The sequence below is a fragment of the Actinoplanes solisilvae genome, from assembly GCF_003999975.1.
Lineage (GTDB): Bacteria > Actinomycetota > Actinomycetes > Mycobacteriales > Micromonosporaceae > Actinoplanes > Actinoplanes solisilvae.
In genome coordinates this window covers 552,215-567,880 of the sequence record NZ_RJAC01000003.1, presented here as the reverse complement: position 1 = coordinate 567,880, position 15,666 = coordinate 552,215, and the positions used below count along the sequence as shown (strand labels likewise).

The window sequence follows — 15,666 nt, the reverse complement described above, 5'->3', positions numbered from 1 at the left end:
TACCGTCCCCTCGGTCATCAACCGGCGTCTATGACAATACGCCCCTGGATCCCGTGCCAGGCAAGCAGATCCTCACCCTCGGCGGCGACGGCGTCGAGCTCGGAGGCGGGTTGCGAGGTCAGCATCGTGACCCGCAGCGCGTCCGGTGTGATCGTCCAGGTGCCGGCGACGCGGCCGTCGACGAGCAGGAACCGGGCCCCGGCGACGCTGAGACCGCGGTGGGCGTTGTCGATGACGCGGGTGCGGTCGTCGAAGCCGAGCACCACGTTGTCGAACGCGGGCAGGAACCGGGGCGGCGCCGGCGTGGCCGGGTCGGGCAGCGGCGCGTCGAGAACGTCGAGCAGCTCGCGGCCGCGAACGTCCCGGAAGCTGCGCAGCCGGGGCCGCAGCCGCTGGATCGACTCGCGCAGGCCGCTCAGCCCCGACCAGGCGCGGATGTCGGACGAGGAGGCCGGCCCGAACGCGCGCAGATAGCGCAGCACGAGATCGTCCGCGGAGGAGGCCGGCGAAACGGGCGAACCCAGCCACGCTTCGATGGTCGTGTTCCGGGCCGGTGCTTTCACACCCCACACCCCGCGCGGCGGCACCTGCACGAGCGGCACCAGCGAGCTGAGCGCGTCCCCCAGGTCGCGCGGAGCCACGTCGGGCCAGCGCGCACCGACAGCGCGCCCCACGTCGGGCAGTGTGCGGGGCTCCCGCTCGAAGTGGGGCTGCCCGGCCGCCCTCAGCTCGGCGAGGTCGACCCCTTCGAGCCGCCGGCGCAGCACCGCGTAGGTGCGGGCCTCGAGCATCGGCTGGTGCAGCGACCGCAGCGCGAGGCAGTCGGCCGCCGAGACCAGGTGGATCGTGCGGCGCATCAGCAGCGTCCGGACGACCCGCCGGTTCTCGAGCAGCTCGGCGAGTTCCGGCGGCCGGAACCCGTCGAGCCTGCTCCAGAGGCCCACGTACGGCTCGTGCGGCTCCTGACCCTGCAGCCCGACGAGGTGCTCGACGGCGTCGAGGGCGGGCATCACCCGTCGACGGTCGAGCAGTTGCCGGGCGAGCAGGGCCCGGTTGAGCGCGCGGTTGTCGAGCACGGTCATGCGACGACCGTAGTCGCCCCCGCGCTCGGCGAGGTGTCAGGAGGCGGTGGCGGCGGCCGCTTCCTTGATCAGCTCGACCAGCTGGGCCGCCTCGGGGATCGCCACCGTGTGGGAGCCGCCCTCGATCTCGACCGTGCGGCGCGAACCGGCCCGCTCGGCCATGAAGCGCAGCGCGGCCACCGGGATGTTCTTGTCGTCGCTGCCGAACAGGAACCACGACGGGATCGTCTTCCAGGCCGGCTCGCCCGAGGCCTCGCCCAGCGCGGCGTCGGTGATCGGACGCTGCGTCACCGCCCACACGGCCGCGTCCTCAGCCGACGAGTCGGCCGCGAACTGGCTGTGGTAGCGGTCCTGCTGGATGTAGAAGTCGTTGGTGCCGTCGGGCAGCTTGGTCGGCTTGAGCGTCTCGCCCAAGGAGCTGCCCGGGAACTTGCCGGAGAGCTCGATCGCGCTCTCCCCCGCGTCGGGAGCGAACGCGCCGACGTAGACCAGCGCCTTCACGTTCGGGTTACCGCCGCCCCCGTTCGAGATGACCATGCCGCCGTAGGAGTGGCCGACGAGCACGATGTCACCGTCGATGCCGGCCAGCGTGGCCTTCAGGTAGTCGCCGTCGGAGCGTACGCCGCGCAAGGGGTTGGCGACCGCGACCGCCGGGAAACCCTCCGCCCGCAACCGCTCGATCACCCCGGCCCAGCTTTGCGACTCGGCGAATGCGCCGTGCACAAGAACGATCGTCGGTGCCATGAATTACCCCCCAGGGTCAGATTTCGGTGTCCCGTCGATGGTCGGCCCCCTCGGCCGCGACCGGATCCGTAGAACGACTGGTCACCAAATTACGGCCAATTCATGATCAGTGTCATTGAGACGGCGACCACCCGATGAGGTGACGGTCACAATGTCCTCGATTCGTACGCCGAATCGCCCGGGAAGGTAAATGCCCGGTTCGATGGAGAAACACATTCCCGGCACCAGCGGCTGCTCCTCACCGCGTACGAGATAGGGCGGTTCGTGCGTGGTCAGCCCGATCCCGTGCCCCGTGCGGTGGATGAAGAATTCGCCATATCCGGCGTCCTCGATGATGCGGCGAGCCACCCGGTCGATGTCCTGACAGGCCACCCCCGGGCGTACGGCTTCGAAAGCGGCCTGTTGCGCGGCGCGCACCACGTCGAACACCTCCCGCTCGACCGCCGACGGCTCTCCCACGTGGACGGTGCGGGTCGTGTCGGAGCCGTAGCCGTCCTTGAGCCCGCCGAAGTCGAGCACCACCATGTCGCCCTCGCCGATCACCCGGTCGCCGGCCTCGTGATGCGGGTCGGCGCCGTTGGGCCCGGAGGCGACGATCGTGAAGTCGACCTGCGAATGTCCGTGTTCGCGCAGCAGCCGGGCGAGATCGTCGGCGATCGCCCGTTCGGTGCGCCCGGCGAAACGTACGCCCAAGATCTGCTCATAGGTCGCGTCGGCGGCCGCTCCGGCCGCGGCGAGCAGAGCGACCTCGTCGGCGTCCTTGACGGCGCGCAGCATCGGCAGGGTCGCGGTCATCGACGTGTAGCGGGTCTGCGGAGCGACCTGCTGCAGCGCGAGCAGGTGCAGGGCCCAGGCCGAGTCCGAGACGGCATAGCGGCCGCGCGGGTCGAGAAGATCGGCAACCAGGGCGTACGGGTCGTCGCCGTCCTCCCAGGCGATCAGCGTGAGCTCGCCGGGGTCGTGGGGCAGCTCGAGGGCCGGCACGATCAGGTGCGGCTGGTGGCCGGGCCGCAGCACCAGCAGGGTGAGCCGCTCGGTGATCGGCGGGCGTTGGCCGGTGAAGTAGGCGAGGTCGGGCCCGGGCGTGATCAGCAGCCCGTCCAGCCCGGCCGCCTGGTCGAGGGCCCTGCTCATGCGCGCGTTCACGCCGTCACCTCCAGCACGTGGGCGCCCCAGGCGGGCAGCTCGACGTAGAGGCCCTCGGTCGCCAGCTCGTCGCCGTCACGGTCGTAGACCTGGCCGTCGAGCAGGTCGGTCAAGCGCCACCGCTTGCCCGGCGAGGACCACGGAAGCCGTACGCGGGTCCAGGCGTCGGCCCCCGAGAAGTTGATCACGATGAGGTGGCGGGTCTCGCCGCTCTGCCAGGCCCAGGCGAGCATGTCGTGGTTGTCGATGAGCTGCCAGTCGCCGGTCTTGACATTCGTGGAGAGCAGCCGCTCGTAGAAGGCGCGCAGATCGTCGTCGACCGCCTCGCCGGGATAGCGGCCCAGGAACACCGGCAGCCTGACGCGGCGGCCCTCGAACTGGCCGTCGTGCCACAGCGTGGCCCCCGGCAGCGTGACGATCGCGACCGCGGCGGCCCTCCCCCGAGCGCCGGGCAGAGCGGTGGCGGCCCGCGGCTCGTCGTGGTTCTCGGTGAAGCGGATCAGCCGCTGCTGGAAGTCGGCCCCGGCGGTCAGGTGCAGGCGCACCGCGTGGGCGTCCTCGTGGGCCAGCCGGTCGTACAGCCGCTTGTCGTAGCAGAGGTCGAAGCCCTGTTGCTGCAGGGTCCACTCGGTGTCCCAGTAGGCCTCGGCCACGAACAGGAACTCGGGGTGGACGGCGCGGACCTCGTCGATGATCGAGGGCCAGAACTCGTCGGGCGGCGGCGGGCCGGCCCGGTGGCCCCAGGTGCGGGCGAAAATGTCGTTGAAGACCAGCATGGCCATGTCGCAGCGCACGCCGTCGCTCTGCGCGGCGATCGCCAGCAGGGTCTCGGTGGTCGCCTCGCGCAGCACCGGGTTGAACGCGTTGAGCTGGGCGACGTCGGGCCAGGGCGGGAAGTAGGGGTCGCGGCCGCGGGCGATGACGTGGTCACCGGCCGCGAACCAGCCGGCCGGGTCGGCGGCGAGGTCGTCGGCGGTTCCGGTGATGAACCACTCGGGGTTCTCGGTGGTCGCGGGGTGGTCGGGGGCCACGTGGTTGGGCACGTAGTCAAGGATCAGCTTCACTCCGCGCCTGCGCAGCTCGGCGCGGGCGGTGGCGAGGCCGGCGGGTCCGCCGAGGTGGTCGTCGACCTCGTAACCCCGTACGCAATAGGGGGAACCCACCACGTCGGCCGGGTTCAGGTCGGGCAGGGCCTCGTGGAAGCTCTTGAGCAGGCCCTCGTTGTGCAGGGCGATCGCAAGACCGGCGGGGCTGCGCTGCCACACGCCCATGAGCCAGACGGCGTCGAACCCGGCCAGCGCGTCCCACGCCGCCGTTGGCACATCGCCAAGAGTCACCGGGCGGCCCTCGGAGCGGCTCAGACCGGCCAGCCACGGCCACGTGTTGATCTCGTAGACCGCCGTCATCTCAACTCCCTGTAGGCCGCGATCGCGTCGTCCAGTGTCGGATAGAAGTGCGCCGGGTCGATCGTGCGGGTCAGCTCGTACCGGTCGATCTTCTGCTTGACGGGGTTCTTGAGCTCGGCGAAGACCAGCGAGATGCCCTTCGCGTTGAGCTCCTCGTCGAGTTCGGTGAGCATGTCGGCCGCCGTGGTGTCGACGTCGGTGATCGGCTCGGCCGCGATCACGATCCACCTTATGTCCGGGGTGGCGAGGCGGCGGATCTCCTCGCGGAACGTACGCGCGTTGGCGAAGATCAGCGGCGCGTCGAACCGGAAGACCACCAGCCCGGGAATCTTCGCGGCGTCCGGATATTGCCGCAGGTCGTGGAAGCCGTCGACGCCGACCGGCCGGGCCAGCTCGGTGCGGTAGGGCCACCAGGCGCGGCGGAACACGTTGAGCACGCTCAGCGCCACCGCGACGGCGATGCCGGGCAGCACGCCGAGCAAGGCGACCCCGACGAACGCGGCCGTGGCCAGGGCGAACTCGACACGGCGCTGCTTCCACAGCCGCACCATGCCGGCCAGGTCGGCCAGGCCGATGCTCGCGGCGACGACGACGGCGGCGAGCATCGGCTGCGGCAGGTCGGCGAGCAGGCCCGGGACCAGCACGAGCATGAGCGTGATGGCGACCGCCCCGACCAGGCCGGTGACCTGGGTCTTGGCGCCGGCGGTGACGGCCACGGCCGTGCGGGAGGCGCTCGTGCTGACCGGGAAGCCCTGGAACAGGCCGGCGGCGAGGTTGGCGGCGCCGATGCCGGCCATCTCCTGGTTGCCGCGCACCTCCTGACCGGCGCGGGCGGCGAACGACGAGGCGGTCGAGATCGTGTCGGTGACCGAGACGAGCGTGATGCCGACCGCCGCGGCGGCGAGCGTGCCGAGCTCGGACCACGAGACGGTGGGGATCGTGAACGGCGGGAAGCCCCGCGGCAGGGGGCCGACCACGTCGAGATCGAGATCCATCGTCTGCACGGCCACGATCGCCCCGACGACGGCGACCAGGATCGCGGGGATCTTCGGCATGGTCCTCTGGAGCAGCAGGATCACGACGAGTCCCCCGCCGCCGACGGCGATCGCGGCGGGCACGGTGTCGCCCACGCCCGTCACGAAGCCGCGGACGTCGTCGAACAGCCCGTCGCCGTCGACCGAGAACCCGAACAGCTTCGGGAGCTGACCGACGAAGATCGTGAGGGCGAGACCGTTGATGTAGCCGAGCTGGGTGGGGTGCGAGAGCAGGTCGGCGACGAAACCGAGCTTGGCGACGGCGGCGACGGTCATGAACAGCCCGACGAGCAGCGCCAGCACCGAGGCGAGCGCGACCGCCTTGCCCGGGTCTCCCCCGGCGACGACGAGCGGCACGACAGCCGCGGCGATCATCGGCCCGAGCGCCGAGTCGGGGCCGAGCACCAGAACCTTCGAAGGCCCGAAGACGGCGTACGCCAGCAGGCAGAGAATCGACGTGTAGAGCCCGGTGATCGCGGGCAGCCCGGCCAGCTCGGCGTAGGCCATGCCCTGCGGCACGAGCAACGTCGTCAGAACAATGCCCGCGACCAGGTCACGCGGCAGCCACTTCGCCTGGTAGGACGTGGCGAGCCCGATCCCGGGAACCCACTCCGCGCCGCGCACGCTGCCACCGTAACGCCCGCGCTACGAATGGGCGCATGGACCGGGACCTGCGTGCCTACCGGATTGCCCGGCCGCCCGGTGACCGGCCGCCGAAGCCCGCTACTCCCAGACGAGCTCCCACCACTGCCAGCCCTCCGGGGCGGGCGGCCAGGTGGGGTCGGGGCGCCAGCCTGCGGGCGGGATCCAGTTCGCCGGCGGGGCCGGCCAGCCCGGCGGGACGACGAAGCGGAAGCTTCGGCCGGGTCTGCAGTCGTCATGGCGACAGATCAGTCGTCGGGGTCCTAGTTGCGGTCAGGATCGAATCATGACTGTCCACCTTCGGGGGCCTTCCGCGGTGGCCGACCGGCGGGGCGACGGGCCGCTCGATCAGCTCCGGACGATGATCAGGGCGCTGCCGGTCCCCACCTCGCCGCTGACGTTCCCGAGCCGGGAGGCGGCGCTGGGCCTGGCCCTGATGGACCTGTCCTTCCGGCTCGACCATCTGCCGCGGCTCTCGGAGCACCTGACCCTGATGGACCGCGGCCACATGAGCCGCACGATCAGCGTCGACGTCGACCTCGACCTGATCTCGGGCCGGTTGCGCGACACGCTGACCGTGCCCGGCGACTCGGCCCTGTGGGTGCCGGTCTCCCGCTACAGCCGCCGTGACCTGGCCCCCGTGGTCATCAAGGACTCGAACGGCGAGGTCGTGCCGCGCCTGTCGCATCGCGACGCCAACCGGGTCACCGCGGCCGCCTTCGTCAAGCTGCTCTTCATGCTGATCAACGCGCACGACGACGTGTCCGCGCCGGCCAGCCCGATCCACCAGCTGCGCCACACCCATCAGCGGTCGCGCTGGCTGGTCGAGGCCGCGATCACCGAACTGATCATGGTCGGTTCCCCGGCCGGTCAGCGCTTGCGCACCCCACTCGATCACGCCGCGCCGCCGAACACCACTTCCTCCGTACGGGACCTCGCGCTGGCCGGCGTCGAGGCCCTCTTCGCCACCGACGACGTCCCGTACGCCCGGCTGTTGCAACTCGCCGTCCGCCAGTACATTCTGGTCGCCCAGCTCGGACCGGAACGGCCGCGACGGTTCCTGACCTGGGAGGCGCCGCTGCTGCCGGCCCAGCACCGCCCGGCCCCGCTGCAGTCGCTGGCCAAGAACGTGCTGCCGGTCAACCGCGAGTTCGTCGTCGAGTACGAGACCGAGATCCCGCGCTCGGTCAAGGCCTACCACCTGACCCTCGACGTCCGGCAGGAGATCAGCGTACGGCGGTTCCTCATGTCCTCCGACGTCGACGAGGAGTTCGTCGAGGTACTCGCCCAGGACCTCGAGTCGGTGGCCCGGCGCGCCGAGCGGCTCGGCCCCCACCACAAACTGTTCGAGCTCGAGATGCAGGGCATCGCGTCGCGGCTGGCCGAGCTGGGCCGGCGGCGGCTGGTCGACCTGGCCGGCTACGAGGCCTACCTGGCCCGTCTGCCGATCCCCGTCCGTCCCGACGCGACGCCGCCGTTGAGGCTGACCGCCGAGCAGGTGCTGCGGAAGCTGTCCGACGGCGACTGCTCGCTCGACGTGCTCGCCGCGTTCTGCGCCCACTACGCCACCGACGGCCTGCAGCACCTGGCCAGGACCGGGCTGGCCGGGCCCGCCCTGCTCAACATCGCCGCCGGGTTGCGCGCGGCCCAGGTCGGGCGGGACGTCACCACCGACAACGACCCCCGCGAGCACGGCGCCCACGCGCACTGGCGGCGGCCCTCGGTCGAGCTCAGCCCGCAGTCGACCGAGCCGGTGCGGGTGTTCGCGTTCATGGCGCTGGCCGACGAGGCGCCCGCCCTGATCGAGAGCATCACCCGCATGGTGGCCGGGCTGGCCCTGGTCGTGCTGGGCATCGGGACGCTGCTGTCGGGCGGGGTCGACTGGCTCTACTCGTCGCGCGTCTCCGACCACTTCGCACCCGACCAGGCCGACGCGGTCGTCGCGGTGCTGTTGCTCGTACCCGGTCTGCTTCTGGCCCGGCTCGATCTGCCCAGCACCAAATCGGTGCTGGGTCAGCTGCACAAGTTCCAGCGCACGCTGGCCGCCGCCTCGGTCGTGGTGACGACCGCGCTGGCCATCGTCGTCGGCACGGTGCACTCCGATCGCGAGATGACCCGATGGTTCCAGCTCGCCCTGGCCGTGCTGATCGTGATCCTGATCTGCTGCCTGTGCGAGTTCTCGGCCCGGCGCCGACATCGCAGCAGCTCGGTGCCCCGCTCGACGCGAGTGCCGCGCTGGTTGCGCGACGCCCGCAGGGCCACCGGCCGTACGGTCGTGCCCGATGACTTCTTCGACGCGCGCGGCGAGGTGTGAGGTGACGTCTCCCGCGGGATCGACGAAGTCGTCCGAACTGGCCCGGATCGCGGCCGAGGCGGCCGGCACCCATTTCTCGTCGGTGCAGTTCACGCTGACCCACGGCTCGTCGCTGCCGGTGTCGATCGTCGACCCGGACAAGGAGGACCCGAACGGCTGGCCGACCGACTTCTGCCACTTCTCCGCGGCCGGGCTGTCGGTGTCGGTGTCGACCTGGCCGTCGGCGGTGTCGGCGTTCAGCGGCCGGGTGCAGCTCGGCCCGGCCGAGGACCTCGGGCAGCGCGAGACGTACACGTACTTCGGCCACGCCGTGCCCAACCCCGGCTTCCTCAACCAGTCGACCCGCAAGTTCGAGGTCCTCGTCACGCTGGGCAATACCCACTGGTCGCCGACCTACCGCGAGGCGCTCATGCAGGCGCTGGTCATCGAGAAGGTCACCGGCCTGGCCGCCGAACGCGACGCGCCCGTGCTGCACCTGCACTCCCCCGTCGCCCCGGTGCCGCAGACCAACAAGAACGAGCGCGGCGACGGTTCCAACGAGCGGCTGCGCGACGCCATCGGCCCCTGCCTGCGCTTCTCGATCGGCATGGATCCCAAGATGGCCGAGGCCCGGCTCGACCTCGAGACCGAGCTGGCCGCGCTGGCCGAGGAGTACGGCTTCGGCCTCAAACTCAGCGATCAAAGGCTCAACCGCGTACGGGGTGAGTGGTTCACGATCCGCGGATTCGACCGCGAACGCTACCGCTCGGCGCGCGGGCGGCTCTTCCCCGACGCGCCGGTGCTCACCCCACGCCGGGCCGTGATCGCGAGCGTGGTCGGCCCGTCGCGCCCCGGCACGACGGCGGCGGCGGTCGCGGCCCTGCGCGCCCGCGGCATCGGCGTGCTGGCCGCGTCGATCTCCAGCATGCGCAAGACGACGTTCATCAACCTGCTGCTGCCGGTCGCGGCCGGCGTCCCCGGCACACTCCCGCAATGGACCGGCGGCTGGGTCGAGGCGCTGCCCCGGCTGACCGCGTGCACCGGGCCGCCGTTCGAGGGCGGCGACTCCTCCGACGAGAGCCTGATCGCCGACTGGAAGGTGGCGGTGAGCCCGTCGATGCGCTGCACCTATCCGCCGTCGAGCCAGCAGACCGGCGCCACGATCACCGGCCGGGTGCCGTACCCGATCTGGCTCTGGTGGCAGCTCCCGCACCGCTCGGTCGACACACCGGCGCTGCTGGCCGAGGTGCAGGCCGCGCTGCAGCCTCACACGCGGCGCTGCGAGATCGCGTACGCCCAGTCGCGCCTGTGCCGCGGCGACGTGGTGCGCGGCCGCGCGAAACTGATCGTGATGCTCTCCCAGGAACACCGCGACCACGCCCACGTGCAACGCCTCCTGACCGACGCCACCGAGCAGGCCCAGCTGCGCATCCGCGAACGGCTGCCCGCCCTGGGCCGCGTCGACCCGAGCAAGGTCCGCTTACGGTTGTCACCGCGCGAGCGCTGGTTGACGTACGCGGGAATCTCGGCCTGAGTCTCAGTAGCCGGCGTCGTCCAGGGCCTTCATCGTCAGCTCGCGGCCGATGGCTACCAGGTCGGCGGCCCGGTGGAAGTCGAGGATGCCGCTCGCGCTGACCGGGACGGTGATGTGGATGTCGGGTGGCAGGCCGGCCATGCGGTAGCGGGCGATCAGGTCCTGCATCGCGTCGAGGGACAGGCCCAGCACGTGGCCGATGCGCAGGTCGTCGGGGAGCGCGGTCGGGGCGGTGGCCTTCGGCGTACGGGTGCGGAAGACCTGGCGGAAGCGGCCGCGCCACTCCTCGACCCACTGCGGTGCGGCGGCCGCGCGGACCGGGCTGGTGGGCTCCTGCGACGCGCGCGGGGCCTGCAACGACACGGCGACGGTCAGCTCGGCGCCGGAGGCCGCGGTCGGCTCGATCGGGACCGGGTTGAGCAGCCCGCCGTCGGCCAGCAGGCGGCCGTCGATGACCACCGGGGTGATCACGCCGGGGATCGCGATGGAGGCGCGGATCGCCGAGCGGAGCAGGCCTTTCTGGAACCAGACCTCGCGGCGCGCCTCGATGTCGGTGGCCACGGCGGTGTACGGGATCGGCAGGTTCTCGATCTCGACGTCGGTCAGGAACTCGTTGAGGTGGTTGATCAGCCGGTCGGCGCCCATCGCCCCGGCCGCCGCCCACTTCGGGTCGATCAGGCGCAGCACGTCGCGCTGTTTGAGGCTGACCGCCCAGTCGGTGAAGTCCTTGAGCCGCCCGGCCGCCATCACCCCGCCGACCAGCGCCCCCATCGACGACCCGGCGACGGCGCACACCTCGAAGCCGCGCTCCTCGAGCACCTGGATGACGCCGATGTGCGCGAACCCCCGGGCCCCGCCGGAGCCCAGCGCCAGAGCAACGGTCCGTGACATGCCCCGATGCTAGTGGAGCTTGTTCTCCGGCGGCCGGTGCAGCGCTGGGCGCGGTGGCCGCGACCACACCGGGCTTTCGTCAGGACGCCGCGCCCTGCGTGACCCCGAACACGAGGCTGTCCCCGCTGGAGTCGATCACCAGGCGGTCGCCGGCGCGGACGTCGTCGAGCAGCAGCTTCTCGGCCAGGGGGTCCTCGATCTCGCGCTGGATCACGCGGCGTAGCGGGCGGGCGCCCATCGCCGGGTCGAAGCCGCGCCGGGCCAGGTGGGCGCGGGCGGCCGGGGTCAGTTCCAGTTCGATGCCTTTCGTACGCAGTTGGGCATCGACGCGCGCCATCATCACGTCGACGATGCGCAGCACCTCGTCCTCGGTCAGCGGCGGGAAGACGATCGTGTCGTCGACGCGGTTGAGGAACTCGGGACGGAAATGCTCCTTCAGCGCCTGCTTCACCCGGTCGTCGTCCGCGCGGCTCGACCGGCCGAAGCCGACCGGCACCGAGGAACCACGCGTTCCCAAATTCGTCGTCAGGACGATGACGGTGTTCTTGAAGTCGACCCGCCGGCCCTGGCCGTCGGTGAGGTGACCGTCCTCGAGAATCTGCAGCAGCGCGTTGAAGACATCGGTGTGCGCCTTCTCGATCTCGTCGAAGAGCACGACCGAGAACGGCTTGCGGCGCACCTTCTCGGTCAACTGGCCGCCCTCGTCGTGGCCGACGTATCCAGGCGGCGCCCCGACGAGCCGTGACACCGTGGAGTGATCGTGGAACTCCGACATGTCGAGCTGGATCAGCGCGTCCTCGTCGCCGAACAGGAATTCGGCCAGCGCTTTGGCCAGCGAGCTCTTACCGACGCCGGACGGGCCCGCGAAAATGAACGATCCGCTCGGGCGCCGAGGATCCTTCAACCCGGCCCGCGTACGCCTTATCGCGCGCGACACCGCCGCCACCGCCAAGTCCTGACCGATCACGCGCTTGTGCAGTTCGTCCTCCATGCCCAGCAGCCGGGACGTCTCCCGCTCGGTCAGCTTGTGAACGGGAATGCCGGTCCAGCTCGCCAGCACCTCGGCGATCCGCTCGTCGTCGATCGTGTCGTCCCCGCGCAGCCGCATCCGCGCGCCCGCCTCGTCGATCAGGTCGATCGCCTTGTCGGGCAGGAACCGGTCGGGCACGTACCGGCCGGCCAGCGTCACCGCCGCGGTCAGGGCGTCGTCGCTGTAGGACACGCGGTGGTGCGCCTCGTACCGGTCCCGCAGGCCCTTCAGGATCTCGACCGCCGCCGCCTGGGTCGGCTCCTCGACGCGTACCGGCTGGAAGCGCCGGGCCAGCGCCGCGTCCTTCTCGAAATACTTGCGGTATTCGGTGGTGGTCGTCGCGCCGATGGTCTGCAGTTCGCCGCGGGCCAGCATCGGCTTGAGAATGCTGGCCGCGTCGATCGCCCCCTCGGCCGCGCCGGCCCCGACGAGCTGGTGGATCTCGTCGATGAACAGGATGATGTCACCGCGCGAGCGGCATTCCCGGACGACCTTCTTGAGCCGTTCCTCGAAGTCGCCGCGATAGCGCGAGCCGGCCACCAGCGAGCTCATGTCGAGCGTGTAGACCTGCTTGTCGCGCAGCGTCCCGGGCACCGCGCCGCGGACGATGAGCTGCGACAGGCCGTCGACGACGGCGGTCTTTCCGACGCCCGGTTCGCCGAGAAGAATCGGGTTGTTCTTCATGCGGCAGGAAAGCACCACCATGACCCGTTCGATCTCGCTGTCCCGGCCGATGACCGGGTCGAGTTTCCCGTCCCGGGCGCGCTGCGTCAGGTTCTCGCCGAACTGGTCGAGCAGGGTGGAATGGACGACGACCGGGGGCTCCGACATGAGGGAGAGCACCTTTTCCCGAACGCGCTGGGGGTCCGCTTCCAAAACGTCGAGAGCGACGCCCTCGCCGGAACGGATCAGGCCGAGAAGGAGGTGCTCGGCGCCGATGTGGTTGTGGCCGAGTTGCAGGGCCTCGCGCAACGCCAGTTCGAGCACGGTCTTCGCGCGGGGTGTGAAGGGAATGTGCCCGCCCGGCGACGAGGCGCCCAGGCCGACCTTTGCCTCGACGGCGCGGCGAACCCCGTCGAGAGTGACGCCGAGACTGTTGAGGGCTTTGGCCGCAATGCCCTCCTGGGTCAGACCGAGCAACAGATGTTCGGTGCCGATGTAGGGATGGTTGAGAAGGCGGGCCTGCTCCTGGGCGAGCACCACCACGCGGCGCGCCTGGTCGGTGAACCGTTCGAACACGACAATCACGTCCTCGACGGCGAGGCCCCACGCACCTCACCGGGATAGACGCGTGTCATCGCGATCGGGTGAGATGCGCTGAGTCGGAGCCTCTTGGCGTTTCAGGCGGGCCCGCGTGGGGGGCTCGCGACGCTCGTGCCGGCGCGCGGCCCCCACAGCATACGACGGATCGCCCTACGATGGCGGGGAGGGGAGGCCGCCATGACCGGGACGAAACAGGGCAACGACCGGGCCCGCCGCCGCGCCGTCCGGGCGCTGGCCGCCCAGCTCGGGGTGGCCTATTCGGTCGCCGCGCGCCTGCTGGCCGAGGGCCGCCGCGAGACGCCGTTCGCCCAGCGCGAACAGCGGCCGTACCACGCCCGCGTCCGCGACACCCGCGAGTCCGTCGACCTGCCACTGGGCCGCGCCGCACGACTGACCGCCCGTTTCCCGCACCTTGCGACCGAACCGCACCGGACAACCGTCCTCGCGATGCTCTATGCCGTGGTCCTGCACGAGTCGCCCTCGCTGAAGCCGGCCGCCGACGAACTGGCCTGGGTGGCCGAGTTGGGCGAGGAAGCGGCCGTCGACATCACCTGCGTCGCGCTCGACCGGGCGGCCCACCGCCTGCTCGACGACGACACCTGGCACCTGTGGACCCGAGTCGAGGCGGCCCTGACCGCCGGCGCGACCAGCCCGGACCGGCACGTCCGCGACGCGGCCACCGCCCTCGACCGCGAACTGCGCACGGTGAGCCTGCGCGGTTCCCTGCCCGCGGCCCGCCGGACCCTGGACGCCCTGCTGGCCGAGGGTCCCGACCGCCCGGCGGGATCCAGCGAACGGGACGTCAGCGACGAAGAGCCGGCATAGCGTCGGTGAGCATCGAACGCCAGTGGCCGAGCGGGGCGACGCCGGTGCCGGTCCAGCCGTCGTGGGAGAGCACGCTGTAGGACGGGCGGCGGGCCGGGCGGGGGAAACGGTCGCTGGTGGTGGGCCGCACGCGGGCGGGGTCCAGACCCGCGTCGGCGAACACGGCTCGGGCCAGCCAGAACCACGTGGTGCTGCCGGCCGCGGTTCCGTGGTAGGCGCCGGGCGGGGCGTCGGCCAGGGCCAGGGCGACGGTCTGCTGGGCCAGGGCCCACGACCACGTCGGCGGGCCGGTCTGGTCGTCGACCACATCGAGGGTGTCGCGCGACTCGGCCAAGCGGAGCATGGTGCGTACGAAGTTGGGGCCGTGGGCGCCGTAGAGCCAGGCGGTTCGAATCACGTAACCGCCCGCGTCGAGAACGGCTCGCTCGCCGACGGCCTTGCTCCGGCCGTACGCGTTGACGGGCGCCTGGGGGTGGTCGGCGAGGTAGGGCACCGATGCCGAGCCGTCGAAGACGTAGTCGGTGGAGAAGTGGATCAGACGAGGGCCGGCGAAGGAGGCCAGGAGTCGTACGGCGTCGCCGTTGACCGCCGTGGCCGCCTCCTCCGCGGCTTCGGCACCGTCGACGTCGGTCCAGGCCGCCGCGTTCAGGACGAAGTCGGCCCCGGCGACCGCGGCGCGCACGGACGACGGGTCGGTGATGTCGAGGTCGCTGCGGGAAGCCGCGACCACGTCGGTCTCCCCCGCCGAGGCCAGGGCCGCGCACAGGTCCTGGCCGAGCATGCCGCCCGCGCCGGTCACGAGCCACCGCATCAGAGTGCCCGCGCCTTCAGGGGCTCCCACCACGCGCGGTTGTCGCGATACCAGGCGACCGTCGCGGCCAGACCCTCGTCGAGTCCGACCTGGGGGGCGTACCCGAGCTCTTCACTGATTTTGGTGACGTCGAGTGAGTAGCGGCGATCGTGCCCCTTGCGGTCGGTGACCGGGACGACCCTGTCCCAGCCGGCGCCACACGCGTCGAGCAGCCGCTCGGTCAGTTCGCGGTTGGTCAGTTCGGTGCCGCCGCCGATGTTGTAGACCTCGCCCGCCCGGCCCTTCTCGAGCACGAGCTGGATGCCGCGGACGTGGTCGGAGACGTGCAGCCAGTCGCGCACGTTGCCGCCGTCGCCGTAGAGCGGGACCGTGCCGCCGTCCATCAGGTTGGTGACGAAGAGCGGGATGACCTTCTCGGGGAACTGGTGCGTGCCGTAGTTGTTCGAGCACCGGGTGACGACGACGTCCATACCGTGGGTGCGGTGCGCGGCCAGGGCCATCAGGTCGGAGCCGGCCTTGGAGGCGGCGTACGGGGAGTTCGGGGCGAGCGGCCACGTCTCGGTCCACGAACCCTCGTCGATCGAGCCGTAGACCTCGTCGGTCGAAACGTGCACGAACCGGCCGGTTCCGGCCACGCGGGCGGCGTCGAGCAGGGCCTGGGTGCCGAGCACGTTGGTGCGTACGAAGGGCTCGGCCCCGGCAATCGAACGGTCCACGTGGGACTCGGCCGCGAAGTGAACGACCGCGTCGTGCCCCGGCAGGAGCGAGCGCAGCAGGTCCGTATCGGTGATGTCGCCCTGCACGAAGCGTAACCGCGGGTGCGATTCCGGCAGGTTGTCGCGGTTGCCCGAATAGGACAGTAAGTCAAGGACGGTCACGGAAACGGCATCGTCCTGAAGGACGGCACGGACATAGGCCGATCCGATGAATCCGGCTCCGCCGGTCACAAAAATGTGCACGGCTGG

The 15,666-nt window shown here is 71.1% G+C and carries 12 protein-coding genes; 3 read left to right on the top strand and 9 right to left on the bottom strand.

The genetic code is table 11. The annotated features are described in order from the left end of the window. Positions 1 to 17 precede the first annotated feature (17 nt). From EER30_RS13150 to EER30_RS13130, 5 genes are all read right to left on the bottom strand, one after another. Positions 18 to 1,082 (bottom strand): winged helix DNA-binding domain-containing protein, encoded by a 1,065-nt coding sequence (locus EER30_RS13150; protein ID WP_127500666.1) that lies wholly within the window; start codon positions 1,080 to 1,082, stop codon positions 18 to 20. Positions 1,083 to 1,118: 36 nt separating this feature from the next. Continuing rightward, positions 1,119 to 1,826 (bottom strand): alpha/beta fold hydrolase, encoded by a 708-nt coding sequence (locus EER30_RS13145; RefSeq protein WP_127500665.1) that lies wholly within the window; start codon positions 1,824 to 1,826, stop codon positions 1,119 to 1,121. Positions 1,827 to 1,907: 81 nt separating this feature from the next. Continuing rightward, positions 1,908 to 2,960 (bottom strand): aminopeptidase P family protein, encoded by a 1,053-nt coding sequence (locus EER30_RS13140; protein WP_127500741.1) that lies wholly within the window; start codon positions 2,958 to 2,960, stop codon positions 1,908 to 1,910. An 8-nt stretch (positions 2,961 to 2,968) separates the two neighbouring features. Next, complete coding sequence (locus EER30_RS13135; RefSeq protein ID WP_127500664.1) at positions 2,969 to 4,378, bottom strand: alpha-amylase family glycosyl hydrolase; 1,410 nt, start codon at positions 4,376 to 4,378, stop codon at positions 2,969 to 2,971. Further along, on the bottom strand, positions 4,375 to 6,036 hold the full coding sequence (locus EER30_RS13130; RefSeq protein ID WP_127500663.1) for a SulP family inorganic anion transporter: 1,662 nt from the start codon (positions 6,034 to 6,036) through the stop codon (positions 4,375 to 4,377). The genes EER30_RS13135 and EER30_RS13130 overlap by 4 nt, the downstream gene beginning before the upstream one ends. Before the next feature lie 304 nt (positions 6,037 to 6,340). Here EER30_RS13130 and EER30_RS13125 point away from each other — a divergent pair, with 304 nt between their 5' ends. Both EER30_RS13125 and EER30_RS13120 read left to right on the top strand, forming a co-directional pair. After that, positions 6,341 to 8,368 carry a hypothetical protein gene (locus EER30_RS13125; RefSeq protein WP_127500662.1) on the top strand — a complete coding sequence of 676 codons (2,028 nt, stop codon included), beginning with the start codon at positions 6,341 to 6,343 and terminating at the stop codon, positions 8,366 to 8,368. A gap of 1 nt (position 8,369) precedes the next feature. Continuing rightward, a complete protein-coding gene (locus tag EER30_RS13120) occupies positions 8,370 to 9,881 on the top strand; it encodes a hypothetical protein (RefSeq protein ID WP_164842308.1) in 1,512 nt (503 codons plus the stop codon). Between the two features lie 3 nt (positions 9,882 to 9,884). On the opposite strand, the gene EER30_RS13115 is transcribed toward EER30_RS13120, so the two are convergent. After that, positions 9,885 to 10,772 (bottom strand): patatin-like phospholipase family protein, encoded by an 888-nt coding sequence (locus EER30_RS13115; RefSeq protein ID WP_127500660.1) that lies wholly within the window; start codon positions 10,770 to 10,772, stop codon positions 9,885 to 9,887. A 79-nt stretch (positions 10,773 to 10,851) separates the two neighbouring features. Then, positions 10,852 to 13,041, bottom strand: a complete 2,190-nt coding sequence (locus tag EER30_RS13110) for an ATP-dependent Clp protease ATP-binding subunit (protein ID WP_127500740.1) — start codon at positions 13,039 to 13,041, stop codon at positions 10,852 to 10,854. 201 nt (positions 13,042 to 13,242) lie between these two features. On the opposite strand from EER30_RS13110, the gene EER30_RS13105 reads away from it, so the two are divergent. Beyond that, positions 13,243 to 13,890 (top strand): hypothetical protein, encoded by a 648-nt coding sequence (locus EER30_RS13105; protein WP_127500659.1) that lies wholly within the window; start codon positions 13,243 to 13,245, stop codon positions 13,888 to 13,890. Here EER30_RS13105 and rfbD read toward each other — a convergent pair. Continuing rightward, complete coding sequence (gene rfbD, locus EER30_RS13100) at positions 13,868 to 14,701, bottom strand: dTDP-4-dehydrorhamnose reductase (RefSeq protein ID WP_205650213.1); 834 nt, start codon at positions 14,699 to 14,701, stop codon at positions 13,868 to 13,870. The two genes, EER30_RS13105 and rfbD, sit on opposite strands and share 23 nt — an antisense overlap. Then, positions 14,701 to 15,660: a dTDP-glucose 4,6-dehydratase gene (rfbB, locus tag EER30_RS13095; RefSeq protein ID WP_127500658.1), complete on the bottom strand. Its 960-nt coding sequence runs from the start codon at positions 15,658 to 15,660 to the stop codon at positions 14,701 to 14,703. The genes rfbD and rfbB overlap by 1 nt, the downstream gene beginning before the upstream one ends. Positions 15,661 to 15,666 lie beyond the last annotated feature (6 nt).

Excerpts from the sequence above, each read along its gene's own strand:
- EER30_RS13150 (WP_127500666.1), bottom strand. The coding sequence starts at position 1,082 with ATGACCGTGCTCGACAACCGCGCGCTCAACCGGGCCCTGCTCGCCCGG.
- EER30_RS13145 (WP_127500665.1), bottom strand. The coding sequence starts at position 1,826 with ATGGCACCGACGATCGTTCTTGTGCACGGCGCATTCGCCGAGTCGCAA.
- EER30_RS13140 (WP_127500741.1), bottom strand. The coding sequence starts at position 2,960 with ATGAGCAGGGCCCTCGACCAGGCGGCCGGGCTGGACGGGCTGCTGATC.
- EER30_RS13135 (WP_127500664.1), bottom strand. The coding sequence starts at position 4,378 with ATGACGGCGGTCTACGAGATCAACACGTGGCCGTGGCTGGCCGGTCTG.
- EER30_RS13125 (WP_127500662.1), top strand. The coding sequence starts at position 6,341 with ATGACTGTCCACCTTCGGGGGCCTTCCGCGGTGGCCGACCGGCGGGGC.
- EER30_RS13115 (WP_127500660.1), bottom strand. The coding sequence starts at position 10,772 with ATGTCACGGACCGTTGCTCTGGCGCTGGGCTCCGGCGGGGCCCGGGGG.
- EER30_RS13105 (WP_127500659.1), top strand. The coding sequence starts at position 13,243 with ATGACCGGGACGAAACAGGGCAACGACCGGGCCCGCCGCCGCGCCGTC.
- rfbD (WP_205650213.1), bottom strand. The coding sequence starts at position 14,701 with ATGCGGTGGCTCGTGACCGGCGCGGGCGGCATGCTCGGCCAGGACCTG.